This is a genomic window from Pseudoalteromonas gelatinilytica, from assembly GCF_001641615.1.
Taxonomy (GTDB): domain Bacteria; phylum Pseudomonadota; class Gammaproteobacteria; order Enterobacterales; family Alteromonadaceae; genus Pseudoalteromonas; species Pseudoalteromonas gelatinilytica.
Genome location: NZ_LRRU01000019.1, coordinates 486,466 through 501,645 on the forward strand (window position 1 = coordinate 486,466; position 15,180 = coordinate 501,645).

8 protein-coding genes are annotated in these 15,180 nt (G+C 41.4%); 7 read left to right on the forward strand and 1 reads right to left on the reverse strand.

Translation table 11 applies throughout. The features are described from left to right. The first annotated feature begins 18 nt into the window (after positions 1-18). The 7 genes from NH153_RS12490 (at position 19) to NH153_RS12520 (ending at position 14,706) form a co-directional block, all read left to right on the forward strand. Complete coding sequence (locus tag NH153_RS12490; RefSeq protein WP_063704314.1) at positions 19-612, forward strand: hypothetical protein; 594 nt, start codon at positions 19-21, stop codon at positions 610-612. An 11-nt stretch (positions 613-623) separates the two neighbouring features. Beyond that, a complete protein-coding gene (locus tag NH153_RS12495; RefSeq protein WP_063704316.1) occupies positions 624-2,183 on the forward strand; it encodes a protein kinase domain-containing protein in 1,560 nt (519 codons plus the stop codon). After that, positions 2,180-5,539: a DEAD/DEAH box helicase gene (locus NH153_RS12500; protein ID WP_063704319.1), complete on the forward strand. Its 3,360-nt coding sequence runs from the start codon at positions 2,180-2,182 to the stop codon at positions 5,537-5,539. Before NH153_RS12495 ends, NH153_RS12500 begins: the two co-directional genes overlap by 4 nt. A gap of 98 nt (positions 5,540-5,637) precedes the next feature. After that, positions 5,638-7,671 carry a hypothetical protein gene (locus NH153_RS12505; protein ID WP_156503637.1) on the forward strand — a complete coding sequence of 678 codons (2,034 nt, stop codon included), beginning with the start codon at positions 5,638-5,640 and terminating at the stop codon, positions 7,669-7,671. Then, positions 7,661-10,225, forward strand: coding sequence for a DUF8727 domain-containing protein (locus tag NH153_RS12510; protein ID WP_063704324.1), 2,565 nt, complete (start codon positions 7,661-7,663; stop codon positions 10,223-10,225). The genes NH153_RS12505 and NH153_RS12510 overlap by 11 nt, the downstream gene beginning before the upstream one ends. Next, the gene (locus NH153_RS12515; protein ID WP_063704326.1) at positions 10,218-13,997 is read left to right on the forward strand and encodes a DUF2357 domain-containing protein; all 3,780 of its coding nucleotides are present in this window, start codon (positions 10,218-10,220) and stop codon (positions 13,995-13,997) included. The genes NH153_RS12510 and NH153_RS12515 overlap by 8 nt, the downstream gene beginning before the upstream one ends. A gap of 25 nt (positions 13,998-14,022) precedes the next feature. After that, positions 14,023-14,706, forward strand: a complete 684-nt coding sequence (locus tag NH153_RS12520) for a PP2C family serine/threonine-protein phosphatase (protein WP_167350245.1) — start codon at positions 14,023-14,025, stop codon at positions 14,704-14,706. Between the two features lie 28 nt (positions 14,707-14,734). Here NH153_RS12520 and NH153_RS12525 read toward each other — a convergent pair whose 3' ends face one another. Beyond that, positions 14,735-15,055 carry a hypothetical protein gene (locus NH153_RS12525; RefSeq protein WP_063704330.1) on the reverse strand — a complete coding sequence of 107 codons (321 nt, stop codon included), beginning with the start codon at positions 15,053-15,055 and terminating at the stop codon, positions 14,735-14,737. Positions 15,056-15,180 lie beyond the last annotated feature (125 nt).

The following is a 15,180-nucleotide window of genomic DNA, read 5'->3' on the forward strand; positions in this document are numbered from 1 at the left end:
CTAAGGGGTATAATTTAAATGGAATTAGAGCAAATCAATAATCATGTTTCGATTCTGAATGTAGTACTTGATGGTTCAGGAAGTATGTCGGTGTTTGGAAAGGGGCCTTTGCAGGTCAATCTAGCGCGCTTTGTGCAGCAGTATATTGAACAAAAATCCGCTCAAATTTTTGAGAGTATTGAAGTGAACTTTTTCCTATTTAGAGAGCAGGTCAAGCTGTTGGAAAATGGTATCGATAGTGGGCAGTGCTCTATTTCTTTTGAAGGTGGCGCAGAAAGCAAAAGCCTGTCTAACTTCTTGAAGTACTTGCCAAGTCAAAGCAAAGTACTGCTTTTTAGTGACGGTTTCTGCTTGGATGATCAAGTGTCGGAAGTAGTAAATCAGAATGCTATTGACTTCAATTTGGTTGCTGTTGGACCGGATAGCCCTCCCCTTGAAAGGTATAGAAGCGAATACTTTCATGTCGCGAAAAGTGAAAGCCTACCTGCCCTTTTACAAAATTTACTTTATAAGTCAGAAGGTAACACTCTACCGCATAAGATCAGTACTAATTGGGAGATGGAAGAAGCTCTGTTTCTGCAAACGCAGAATGACGATGATGACTGGGAGTAGATGGGAGCGCAATGAAAATAAAAGATACGTTGTTGGAATCTGACTTTCCGCTCGATGTGGATGATGAGCATTTCCATCGTCATGAGCTTACTGAAATATTAACTAGTGGTGGGCAGGGTGTAGTGTGTAAAACAAATGATCCTGAGCTGTTGGTTAAGCTACCGCTGGCTGATGCTGCGACAAGGAAGATGTTGACGGATCCTAATGAAATAGAAAGGCACAAAAGAAAATACCTAGGTTTGAGTTTGTTGCCTATCCCAGAAGATATTCCACTGGCGTTACCTGCAGCGAGCCTGTCAGATACTGCAGGCTATATAATGCCACTTGTCGGGGGGATGGTTGAGTTCGGGGAGCAGTTTTTTTTAAAAAAAGCTCAAGCGAAGGCTATGTACAAAGAGCGTGAAATACCTAACTGGTTATCTAAGTTGTTTGAGCAAGAAGATGAAATCAAAAAGGGAAAGGGAAATTACTTCAGTTTAGAAATCATTCATTACCTTAATGGTGGGGGCCTACGTAGAAGACTTACGGCCTTAACAAAATGTGCGTCGATACTTGCAAGATTGCACGCACATGGTTTTGTCTATGTGGATCTTTCTCCGGGAAACGTCTTTATCTCAGATAGTATTGAGCACTCGGAGGTATGGATGATCGATGCTGACAACCTTCGTTATGAAGGAACAGAAGGCACCAACTATTTTACCCCTGGATATGGAGCGCCAGAAGTAGTTCAGGAGAGAGGTAATGCAAGTCAGTTATCTGACAGCTATGCCTTTGCAGTCATGGTATTTATTCTGTTGTCTATGACCAATCCGTTTGATGGCATTGCTCTGGAGAGTAATGATGACGAAGGCGATTGGGCTGATGAAGACGAATGGGGCTGTGATTTTGGGGGCGGCGACTCGGAACTCTCGGCGGATAAGAAAAAGGAGTTTGGTATGCTTTCTTTTGTTGACGATATAAATGACAACAGCAATGAGGCTCCAAATAGGGGGCTTCCTCGGCAGTTAGTTTTGACTGAACAACTGAAAGTTTGTTGTCAAAAAACGTTAGGAGAGGGAAGAACAGAGCCGAGAAAAAGAACACATATGTACCTATGGGCCACTGCACTAGCACAGGCTGAGGATGTAACAATAGCCTGCAAAGGCTGTGGTATGACTTATTATCCTCACCAAACAGAGTGCCCTTATTGTCAAAGTACATTGCCTAGCTATGTAAAAATGACGGCATATTCAGACCAAACAAAACAAACTGTGGTTTGGGAATGGGTTAGAGAGGTTAGTGAAGATAAAGTTCTAAGGGTACCACAACGCCTAGGCCTACCTTTTTCTTTGAAAGATAACGCTAAAAGTTTCATAGAGATACAAAAACGCAAACAACAATTTGTCATAAAGTGTTTAGATGAGTCGCTATTAGTTCATTGGGCGACAAGCTCTGAGAATGATGGTGAGTTTAGAAGACTTGCCGGTGATTTAGTGTTTACGCCCGAGATTGGAAATGATGGCTTGTATCTTTACATAGAGAGTACAAACTCAAGGCTAATTCACTTACAGCTGTGTGGGGAAAGAGCATGAAGCTAGAACACTTTAGCAGTATGCCGAGTTTTTTTGATGATGTTTGGGCTGTTCCAGAAGACAAAGAAGCATCGATTAAACTAGGTCTTGCAAAGCTGTCTATTGCTTCGGATGGAGAGAGTTTGCGTATTGTAACTCGAATGAAGCGTCACTTGGTGCGCCTTCAAGACCAGGCATTAATGTCGGACATTACTCATTACTTGAAGCGAAATACAGCCCATCTTGCTGAAGTTTGCAGGATAGCTAAAAATGGGCACATTCAACTTCAAATTGCTTTTTTTAATGGAGATTTGCTTGACCTCGATGAAGTCGATATTAACCTGGATAGTGAGTTACTAGCGAGGGCAAATAAATTGGGTCTTAGGTCGCCGGATTTGAGTGCTCTTGCAAACTTATTAGAAGATAAATGTACCCTCAAAGGCAGTATCTACGAAGAAGGGGAGTATTATTTTCCTCTCTTAACTGGTAGAGCTTCTGGTGCTATATGGAAAGGAAATGGATCTGAAGAAGAGCAAGAGGTGTTGCTTGATAATGGCTTTTCACTACTTGGGGATAACGTGCAGCTTGCTGTTAAGCAGAGTGATACGCTGGGAAGCTTGACTGCATCGCGCATATCAAGTGGTTGGAGTCAGAAAGCACTAGGTGCAATTCGACTGGCAAAAGGGCAGATCAGCCTGTCTGATGGGGATAAAAAACTACAAGAACTCTCCAAGCACCTGTTGAAATCTTTGTTGGAAGATGAAAGTCACTCTAGTTACCTAAAAACATGGGATAAATATGGTGATATTGAAGGAGAATTGCTTTTAGAAAGGGCTAGAGCTGTAGGTTACTTACCTATTCCTTCAGAAAAAGCTTTAGAGGTTGTCCCTGGAGGAGTGAAAATATTCTTTCATGAAAACCTCCCTAGAGGAATAGTAAAGGGTTCTCAATTAGAGGTTGTGGATCAAATGCCAGTTTATCTTGATGATCAGGAGATGGACTGGAAAACTTACAGCGAGTTTCTTCTTGAGTCTTCTAATCCCCAATCTAGTCATAATTTAAATGCAGCCCAAAAGGTTGTAGGCCAAGTAGTTGAAGTAAAGGCTCGGGGTGAAAGCTGGATTACTTTAGATCTTGAGCAAAAACCATTACAGGGTGTCCACGCACTGGTTTTGTCGATAAATGGCGACAAGATTCAGGTAGAAAGACGGATGCTGGCACGGAAACTGATTTTGGAGGGCAATAGTGCAAACCCGCAGCTTGGACTATTAATAGAGGAAGAGGGAAAGCCAAGCATAGCTAAACGACACAATACTATTGCCCCGTTAACCGCTTTTGTTCAGGAAAAAGTGTTTGCTCACCCGCCGACACCTAGCCAGGAACTGGCAATAAAGGTCGCATTAAATACACCAGATATTGCCTTGATCCAAGGCCCCCCAGGGACAGGAAAAACCACGGTTATAGCGGCAATAATTGAACGACTTAACCAAGAGTATAGAAAGACAGGAAATTACAAAGGACAAATACTGGTATCGGGTTTTCAGCATGATGCTGTTGAAAATCTATTAGCTCGTTTGAGTATTAACTCACTTCCATCGGTCAAATTTGGGAAGAAATCCGGGACTGAGTTTAGCCCAGATAGGGTAGACCAGAAGATTGAAAGCTGGTGTGATAGTATTGCAGACAACCTACGAAAGCAAAATCCACAACTAGCATCTTCGGAGTCTCTAAGAGTAGTTAGGAGTAAGCTGGCGCTGTATCAAGCGTCTCCCACAAATGAAATTGCTCTAAGTTTGTTGAAGCGGCTTCAAGAGTTCTCTGATGTTTCATTAGATCATGATCTAAGCCAAAGAATCAGTTATATGATTAAAGAACTAGGTGATGCTGAGAATGGTGCAATCTCTGAAACGATTTCACATGTGCTGGCCCTACGGTGCCATGAGCGATCTTTTAAAGATGATGGTCCCGAAAGGGCAATGGCATTGTATCGAGAGATGGAAGATATACTCGATAGCGCAGAATTGGCATTGCTTAGAACCGCATCAATTTGGAATGAAAGTAAGGAGCTAAAGTTCCTCCCCGAACTGAGAGCATTAAGAAGCGACCTACTTAAGCGTTATAGCCGCAAGCGGGCCTATCGAGTGTCAAAGCCTAGAGAAGATGTATTGGCAATAGTTAATCAATCAATTGAAACTTTGTCAAAATCAAAACAGTTCTCTGAGCGTACGGATAATGCATTGGTAGACTTTCTTTATGAATTGGACAACAACAAGGATGGGATAAAAAGAAGTCTAGCGGAGTACAACGCGGTCTTTGGAGCGACAGTTCAGCAGTCAATGGGCCAAGATATTCGAAGTGTAAAGCTAGATAGCGGAGTAGGAGCGAAGCGCTTGTCATATGATACCGTGATCATTGATGAGGCCGCACGCTGCAGTCCTAGGGACCTTCTAATACCACTTTCTCAAGCAGAAAAGCGAATTATTTTGGTTGGTGATCACCGCCAGCTACCACACATCATTGATGAGGAAATAGCTCGTCAGCTGGAAGAAGGTGAGCAGACAAAAACAGAAGAAAGTATGTTTGAGTATTTGTTCAGTCGCCTCAAAAAGTTAGAAAGCGCAGATGGTTACCAACGAACAGTTACATTAGATGCTCAATTTCGTAGTCATCCTTTATTGGGTGAATTTGCTAGTAAGTATTTTTATGAGCCAAGCAATGAAGGGTATGAGTCGCCATTACCTGCCAGATTATTCGGACAAAGCTTAAAGGGTGTTGAAGATAAAGCGTGTGCTTGGATGCATATACCTAATCGACAAGGTGGTGAGAAACGAGATAGTTCACGTAGTGGATATCGGTCATGTGAAGCGGAAGCAATAGCCGAAAAGGTCAATGAGTGGTTAGTCTCGCAGGAGGGTAAGGAGCTGAGTTTTGGAGTTATCAGTTTTTATAAAGCGCAAGTTAATGCAGTTTTTAAGGCCTTGAGTAAATACGGCATAACGACAAAAGAACGCGGTGAGTGGGAAGTAAAGGATGAATACCGGATGCTTCCTTCGGGTGAAGAAAGGTTAAGAATAGGTACTGTCGATTCGTTTCAAGGAATGGAATTTGATGTTGTATTTTTGTCAATGGTTCGGACACAAGACCTACTGAAAAACTCAAGTTACTTAGAACAAAATTGTGAGGATAGAAAAGAGCAGGCAAAAGTATTTGGTCATCTAATGTCACCAAATCGTTTATGTGTCAGCGTAACCCGGCAAAAAAAACTGTTAGTAGTTGTAGGAGATATAGATCTTGCTGACCATTCAATTGCTAAACAAGCAGTGCCGGCTCTGTATGGTTATTGTCAGTTGGTTAAAGAACGAGGGGTGGTGTTGTGAGTATAGGTAGAGACAATCGCCCGAAAGTTATCAGTTTCAACGAGAAAGTCAGTGGATTACGAGTCGCGAGGCGGAAACATTTGCTTTGGCCGTGCCGAATGTACTCAGTATCGATGCAAGCTCCTTTAGATAGAGACTTGAATCCGTTTGAGGTTTTAATACTTAGGCTATGCGCAAATTATATCAATGATGTAGCTCAGCTCTCATCGAAGACTGGTTTTGATAAGGAATTGGTACAGTTTATCTGTTCACGCCTAGAACAACTTGGCCTGCTTGATGAAAGAAGGAAGTTAACTGCCACAGGTATAAATAAATTTGAGGCTTTAGATAACGTTAGAGATAACACTGACGCTGAATCTCAAACAGTAGCGGCACACATTTATGTTGATAGTATTTCTAATACTCTTTTGCCAATAATTACAAGAAAGAGAGAGTACGAGCATGTGTCTTCCTCTGAGGGTAAAGATGCTTGGACTATTCACCTTGGTTCTGCCGGCCAAGGATATGAAGTTAACGCTACCCGTCTACCACCCAAAGGACTTATATCTCAAGGTCCTCCGACATCAAGTCAGGTAAGTAACGTTATCCAAAGATACCGAAAAAGAAGGTCAATCAGCCGCTTTCTTTCAGGGGATCCTATAGATCAACGGCACTTCTCATTCGATGTTGCATCTATTACTGTTGAAGCAGAATATGAAAATGTCTACTTACATACTCAACTGCTTCTTCAAGAAGGAAGTGATGAGTTCTTGGTTACTGATGGGTTTGGGTTAGGATTCAGTCAGCAATTCAGTGAGGCTATTGTTAGCTTAGAACCCAAATGGCTTAAACACTGGAAAAGTTGTGCCCAGGTAACTGAGCTGGGTAATACGGAGGTTGAGCCCATTATTCATAGAAGTACAGGTTCCTCCAGATATCCGAGACTTACTAGATATCTAGATTCGGCAGAGGAAAGCTATACTGAAGCGATGCTTAATCCTACTTCAACGTTTACTCAAAAACAGATTGAATCAAAGCAAAATAAACTAATTAAGAAGTTGTACTCTGCTTTGGAGATGACCTTCGCTATTGTAAATACTGACTGGCCTGTGTCTGATTGGAAGAACTATTTTCAACAGGGAACGGATCGAAGTAATGCAGAACTAATTCATGACTATGCAAGACGTTTAGGTTTTCAGTTTGACAAGCTTACGAAAAAATTTTTGTTTGTTTCTATTGGTAAACTAAAACGAATCGGTATTGAAGAGCCTGAGATGCAACCTGAGGTAGTGATGGCAATATTGTCTGCACATATTAATCCTTTGCATCCATTGCGTAAGCTGGGGCGAGAGCATATTGATTTGCTAATCATGCTCTCAAAGTTAAAAGAGCTTCGAGACCCACTCCAGCATGGGAAATCCTTTGAGATAAGGCAAAAGGAACTAAAGGCAGCCCGGCGGGCTACGTACCGACTGATTACGGCTTTACTTCCAGGTACATCACATGCATTGCCAAAAGAAACTAGAGCGAAAGATAACTTAAGCCAAGCAGAAAAGCAGCGTTTTGAAATTTCTGTTCTTTTAGATGATGAGTTCGGTTTACTAGCCATGCAGCGAATGGATGAAGCAATTAAATCGGAGTTGATCCGAAGCGAGCTTATATATGCCAAGCTTATGGACTCATCTCATAAAAGGCAAATGGTGGATATACAGCCATGGGCAACAGCGATATTAGGGATTGTTCAAACAAGGGTCTTCCAGCGCATTTCTGATCTGGATATCTCTGAGCTTACGGGAAAAGAAGTTAAGGTAAAAGCTCAAGAGAGCGCATCAAAAGCAGGCTTTCGTTTGCCTAAAGGACAACTTCCAGAAGGTATTCAAACTGTGAACCTTAGGAGAGCTGAAGCAGCATGTAGGGGGATTAATACTACTATCGGTGCAGAAATGTTGGCCTGGTTAGTGTTGGATAACCATAGTCAACTTAGTTTCATCGCTAAATCAGTACCAGAGTGTCTTGGGAAAATCGGTGAGATGATTCGGCATAGAGGTCATGGAAATAGGCCAAGTTATGTCGAAGGTGGTGCTCTTGTTACCCTAAGACAAGAAATGTATCAAATTATCAGAAAATTTATAGAGATAGATAATGTCAGCTAAGAATATGGATAGGTTTAAAATGGTTAAGAGCAAACCAAATTCAAACACTAAGAAACAAAACCCAAACAGTGATACGTTGCAGGATAAAGAGCAACTACAGGCTTTGCACACTGAGCTAGAAGCTAAGGAAAACCATCTCAACAGTTATGCAAAAGAGCTGGAGTCTTTAGAAGCTGAACTAAATAAAAAAGAACGATTACTGACAGATGAAACTGTTCGATTGAGAGCAAAAGAGCAAGAACTTTCTTCTCAGCAAGTGCAAATAGAGGCGGGACTTCCCGGACTTGTAGCCAAAGAGTTGAGCGCAGCAAAAAAATTGCTAGAGAAACAAAGAGCAAGTTTCTCAGAGCAGTTAAAACAGTTTGAAACAGAAAAAGCAGAACTCGCAGTTAAAGAGTCGGAATTAAAACGGCTGGAAGTAAAGTGTCAATCTGACTTCGCAGCAGAGAGAAAAGAGTTTCAGAATAGTTTATTGGAACTTCGCCAAAAGGCTAACAACCAGGTAGATGAAGAAGCTGAAGCTAGAAAAGAAGAGCTGTTTAGAGAGCTAGAGAAACAGCATCAGCTATCAAAGCAGAAGTTGGTACAAGAGCTAGAAGGAACTCGCCTGGAGGCAGAAAAGCAGTTAGCCGAAAGAACAAGCGCTATCAATGCGAAAGTGAGTGACAATAATGCTAGAGAAGCAGATCTTCAGTCCAGAGAAGAGCAACTTGATTTTCAGCAAAAGCTATATAATGAGAAGAAAGAAAAGTTGAATGAAGATTATGCGCAGTTTGAGCTGAAAATAGCAAAAGCAGTCCAGGAAAGGCAGGCAGGGTTTTCTTCAGAAGAGCTGCGTATGAAAGAGGAATGCGACAGGCTGCGCGCAAGTCTTGATAGCTCTAATAGAGAGCTTAGCCTCTACCAGGAACTTAAACAGAAGCTAAATGGTGAATCTCCGGAAAAAGTGCTGTTTGAGTTAGCTGCTTATAAAGAAGAGATTGTTACCCTTAAAGAAGAACTGACAAGAAGACCTGAGCAACAGGTTCAGCAGTTGTTTGAGCAAGCAAAGTTAGAAAAGGGACTGCTCGAGTCCAGCAATGAAGCTTTGATATACGAGCGTGATGCTCTCAAGAGGCAAATCAAAGAGCTTGAAGATAGTAGCTTCGAAGCAGAGATGTGGCAAAGAAAGTATGAATCTCTGGAAGTAAGAAGAGATGCTCTAGAGAGGGTAAACTCAGAACTCCAGCAGGAACTGGACCGATTAGCTCCTACAGCAGTGAATGAAGTGAGCCGAGAAGTACGTCTCGAACAGATTAACACGCCTGTTGTTAGCCTAAATGAGGAGCAGAAACAGCAGCTGATTGTTTTTGATAAGTCGAAGCTACGAAATGAAATGGACTGGCTTGATGTTATTTATAAGCGTTGTGATGAGTATGGCCTTAAGTTCAATCGTAGAATACTGTTTGCATTTCATACCGCTTTAAAGGTTGCTGAATGGTCACCAATAACAGTACTTGCTGGGGTTAGTGGTACAGGTAAGTCAGAACTACCAAGGCTTTATTCTCACTTTGGTGGAATTAGTTTCTTGTCTCTACCTGTGCAGCCAAACTGGGATAGCCAAGAATCAATGCTGGGTTACTTTAACTCCATTGACGATCGGTTTGACGCTGAACCTGCACTGAGGTTTTTACTACAAAGTCAAAAGGAATGTAGTAATGAGTATCCAGGCTTGAAATATGGCGTTAACTTGCTCCTACTTGATGAAATGAACCTTGCACACGTCGAGTTATATTTTGCCGAGTTCTTGAGTAAGTTGGAGCAGCGCCGGGGCAAAAAGCGGGGAGATACCCCTTGTCTTGATATTAAGCTGGGTGCGAAAGACGGAATATACCAGCTACCACTTGAGAGGAATGTTCTTTGGGCCGGTACTATGAATCAGGACGAGACAACCAAATCTCTGTCTGACAAAGTTATTGACCGAGGAATCGCAATTCATTTCCCTAGACCAAAGGAGCTTCATAGTCGACAGACGTTGGATGTTTTGCCAGATCCTGAGCCAATGCTTCATTATAAGGAATGGCGTAATTGGGTAAGTATTTCTAGCCAAGAGGTTCCAGATAAAGAGCTCAAGAAATACAAGTTAATGGTAGAAAAAATAAATAGTTGCCTGTCTTCTGTCGGTCTTGCTCTTGGCCATCGTGTCTGGCAATCAATTGAATTTTATATGGCAAACTACCCAATGGTAAAAAACTTAATTGACACAAATACCGAGGATACAAGCAAGTTAAATAAGTGGCTTAAGATTGCGTTTGAGGATCAACTTGTACAGAAGGTAATGCCGAAACTTAGGGGAGTCGAAACCAGAGGTTACGGAAAAATAAACTGTTTAGATCCTATTAAACAATTGCTGACAGATAATGATTTCTCAATTGTTGAAGATTTTGAACGCGCGTGTCAGTTTGGTCATGGCCAGTTCATGTGGAGTAGTGCGGAGTATTTGAACAATGATGAAGCATTTTCAGAGCTGGAAGAGCTGCCAACCGAAGAGTTAGAAGGCTCTGCTGATGAGTGAGTTAACGTGCTTAGACTGGAGAGAGTTTGAGGATCTTTACTACGCTTTAGATGACCAGAATATCCGCGGAGATGCAGAACAAATTTTGCGCCTTCGGGATTGGTTTAATGGGCTTTGCACGTTTGACCCTCTGACGAGTCTGCCTGAGTCAAGTAACCTGAGTTCGGTGTTGCAAAGCATCGCATCAGGTAGTGGGGAAGAGAAAGAGCTATCGCAACTTAACGATCGATTCTCAAAAATCATCCAACAAGTTGACCTTGCAGTTAACGAGATTCTATTTAATCCTAGGGAAAAAATGGTACGAGAGCATAGCTTCGTGCCAGTTCCTAAAGTGAAGCATGTAGACAGTAAAAGTATTCAGTGGTTGAGTCGTCAGCCGGGGCGAAACATGAGGGAGAAAATGGCATCTTCTTCAAAAATCCTGGCTGTCGTGAAAAACACATCTTTAGACACGTCAGAAAACCGGCTGTTTAAACATTTCCTCTTAAGAGTCGAGAGGGTTTTCTTAGCAAGAATAGAGACTCAGAGCTTGGTAGCTGAGCGGCCTCTTTATGAAGAACTGCTGTCGCGTATTCAGTACTGGTTAGCTCAACCAGAAGTAAAAGGTATTGGTTATTGGCGTTCGCTTTCACCAAATAATGTTTTATTGCAAGATAAGCACTATCGAAAAGTTTGGAGCTCTTGGCAAGAGCTGAGGAAACTGGATGAGACCTTGTTATTGGATAATAAAAACAGCGATCAACAGTTATCTACTTATATCTTCTGGAAGATACTTGCCTATTTGTCACAACACAAGGAAGTTAAGTTAGTCGAGCAGCCTACACTATTTCAGTATGATCAACTTGAGATTACGACAGTAGTACTGATAGAAGGTCGTGTGTATCTAACTGGTCAGCCACCACAAAAGCTTATTATTCGATTAGATAACAATTTAGTTAGAGTTCAACTGGGGAAAAAACGCCTACAGCTCAAAATGACGGCTCGGACTATTGATATTGTAGACCATTCAGGAACGGCATTGGCAAGCTATATGAAAGGTTTCCATAAGGTAGATAGATTAGTGGTGGAAGTAAACCGGTTGCTGGTGGGGCACGAACCAAATAGCTTGCAACAAACTACCTTCAATAAATTTGTTGAGCATGATCCGGTTACTGTCGAAATAGGCTCACTTAACACTAGGGTTAAAATTGCAGGCAAGAAGACTCATGTTGCTCCGTTGCGTTTCTTAAGACAGTTTTGGCAGCATCAGGATGAAAACTACCCCGTAGACTGCAGTTTATCTTCAGCGTTGCAGCTAGGCGATTATGCAGAGACTATCACCTGTAAGCATCTATGGAACGATAACAATGACTCAATGCTTAATGTATCAATTGATAGTTATGTACACTCTTTAAAAGATTTGATAGGTACGCGTCCACTTACTTATCTTGTTCCGGATTATTTGAATGAGCTCGGAACTGAACAGCTTCGAAGAAGCTTGAATCTTGCTTTTTTAGATGCGAGACCACTACCAATGAGTATCGCATCATTACTCTTATGGCAAAGAGGAAAATCGTTCGAAAAAACAGACATTAGAGACGGTGACCTGTTTTTTATTCTTGATAGTAGTGCTGATAATCTCTACATGATACCGGTGGTCGCAAAAATACAGGACAGTTACAAGAAACGCTTACCAGAGATGAAAGGTGTGATTTGGGAGAGACATCCACCACTCAGACTTTCTGGCTCTTCAAGTATGGAGCTAGTTGAGAAAAGTCTAAATAAAGAACTGTTTTCAGCCGTTGAAGGATTGCTGAGTTTCGATGAAGTTTTTGAAGCAGTCGGTAGGTTGTCAATTGTTTCTAACGATGGAAAGTGGTTGGATTGGCCTAAGTCTCTAAAGGAGAAATTGACCGATATAGCGAAGAGTAATCAACTGATAAAGGGTGAGTTCCTTGCTGAGTCTAGACGTCACGCTGTCAGTTTTGATCGTGTACGAATGCTCTCATTGACTAGGACAGTGAAGAAGCCAAAGTGGCTAGAACCTGGGGCCTGGTTGAACAATTCAGGTTTGTTGGTCGATTGTGAAGATGTTATCCAGAATAATATACGTTTTGTTGATAGCGGTATCCTTTGGCGAGACCACCTTCCACAGCTTTCAACTCGAACAGTTGTCGATGGTATTGAGCGCGATTTCTTTTTTGTAAAAGACGTCCCACCAATTCAACCTGTGAGAGGGAAAGAGGTATCTATCGAGTTGGATGAGAAGTTTGTTCTTTCTTCGGGGCAAAACTATTACGAACTTCCTCTGTTCTTAGGTACGAGTAAGGAAAGAACTAAACATTCGATTCGTTTGGAATCTCAGGCTTTTCCACTAACTAAGAATACAGAATGTTTATTGGAACTCTCATATACTTATGGAGCGGATCAACCGTATAAACTCATATTTATACCGAATGAGCGGAAGAACGCTGAGTTTCGTAGAGTTGAAGCTAGGTGGACCACGTCTGGTAAGAAAGCCGAAGTATCTAGCCCTACCTATCCTCGAATATATGCATGGGAAGACTTTAAAAACTATTCTGATGGTGTGAAAAGGGATCCTCAGGATTTACTAGACTGGTTGGAGCGTGAATTTGAAAAAATTGTAGCAATTAGGGATTTTGTGTTTTCTGGTGATAATGGGAAAAGAATAACTATTAATACGCGAGGCTCAGAGTGGTTTACAGATAGAAATGGAAGCCGTTGTTGCAAGTTTCAGCACCCAAGGTACGGAGAAATCTTCATTCATCAAAGCAACTACGAAGACTTTGATGAATGCCGGTACGAGATATCACTCGATATAGTCCGAAGCAATAAAGGTAACTGGCAAGCACGCTCGATTACAGAGGCAGGTTTGTTGCCGAAAGAGTCGAAATATGTATTCAGTAATAGTTATCGTTTCCCAATGTTGACTGTTTGGAACAATGGCAACAACTTATCGGACGAATCAGTACCACAGAAATTTAAGGTTCTAGCACAGCAGGCGGTCGAGGCTGCGACACAGTTGTTATTTAGTCGGTTGCATAGAGAGGATTTACCTTTCGAAATAGAAAGAGAGCTGCAGCAATTTTTGTGTTATCTGCATGTAGATATGCCTATCGAAATGACGAATAGGCTCATTGCTGAAATTGACAAAGGGGATATGCTTGGGAGTTTGCCTTACCAATTACCTTATGCGTTGGGTGGTGTTCACGCTGATTGGCAGAAATCTCTAATGAAAACTCTGTTGAAATTGGTAAGCAATAGAGGTTTGAAAGCTTCAAAAGCCTTAGATATTCTATCTATCGCTGCATGGAGAGAACCAAAGTTTATCTTCGGTTTTGAACAGAAGCAGGTAGAGCCCATATTGGATTCGCTAGTAAATGCATTGCAGTTTGATAACGATGATTTGAAGAGTGGTGACAAAGCTAAGCCAGTTCGCTGGAACTCACTTCTCAGAAAACTAGAACTTTTACTTGCGTTAATACGTTTGAGAGACAGTGATGAGCCAGAGGTCAGTAAAATATTCTCACTAGAAAGTAAAACCATCAATGCAGTGACTAAAATAGTAGAAGAGATCAATACTAATCACGGAGCTAAATTAAACAAGCAGTTAGCACAGGCTCGTGCTGTTAAATCACGTGTAAAGTTTGAGCTGAATAAACCTGACACCATGAAAAACACACCTGATATCTTGTATGCTCTCCGGCTTTATTTAACTGGGGATACAGGTGCAAACCTCATCACGATATCTGGAGTTGTTGATGATGCTTAGCTGCTGGGCCACTGGTGGAGTAAGCGTGATTGGTCCATTACACATCAGAGAAAATATCCCTAATCAAGATTATTGGTTGGGAAAAGAGTACAGCTGGGGCTCGGTCTTAGTTGTTTCTGACGGATTAGGTAGCAAGCCTTATGCGGATGTAGGTTCTAAGGCCGCTTGCGAGTCGGTTATTGAAATAGCTGAAAAATGGGATTTCGATAAGGATTTTGATCAAGACAGATTTACTAGCCGCATTCATTCTGAGTGGTTGAGACGCATATCACCGCTAAGAGCAGAGGATTGCAGCGCTACTTGTTTGTTTGCTATTCAGGTGGGTTGCAGTTGCTTTCTAGGGAAGTTAGGTGATGGTTTGATTTGCCTAGGAAGTCGCTCAGATCAAGCTTATCTAGAAGTAAACCATGATAATAGCCAAGGATTTTCAAATCTTACCTTATCACTATACTCGCGGCACTATTCCTCAGACTGGCAGGTTTCAATTCATGATTCATCGTTATATGACTTTGTCTTTATGTGTACCGATGGCATTGCTGACGATTTGCCACAAGAAAATATCAAAGATTTTGCATGTGGTGTTGTTGAAAATTACGAGTCAAAAGTATCCGACGGAAAAGCTTTGAACGCTCCAGAGTGGCTAATTAATTGGCCTGTAAAAGGACACTCAGATGACAAAACATTCGCTTTAATGATTAAAAAATGTTAATTCAAATGCTTAGAATCGTTAGTTTCTATTATATGTTTGTATCTAGTAAAGAAAAATTAGTTTTTATCTTTTTAACTATATGCTTTTTAAACAAGCTTTTGTCTAAATATACGTATGAGGTATTTTGATCAACATTAAAAACAACTCGACCTCTGGGAAAGTTGTAGTAGTCAGTGTTGTCTAGCATTAAACCAAACAATTGATAAATATTATTATCTTCCCACTCAACTTGGTGTTGCAGCGTGCTATCAATAAATTCAAGTTGATCTGGCTTTAAGTCGATAGCACTTTGAGCTTTAAAGACTAATGTGTTTTCAGCAAACCAAAAGATGCCAACTTTGATATTCATAAAGGGCTCCTAAACTTATTTTTCCCGACATTATTCGGTTAAGTCCAATTTAGAACCCTTCCTCACTGCCTCTTTCTGCTAAAATTTATACTTCTGATGGGGTGCTTATTATCGCCACTGGTATG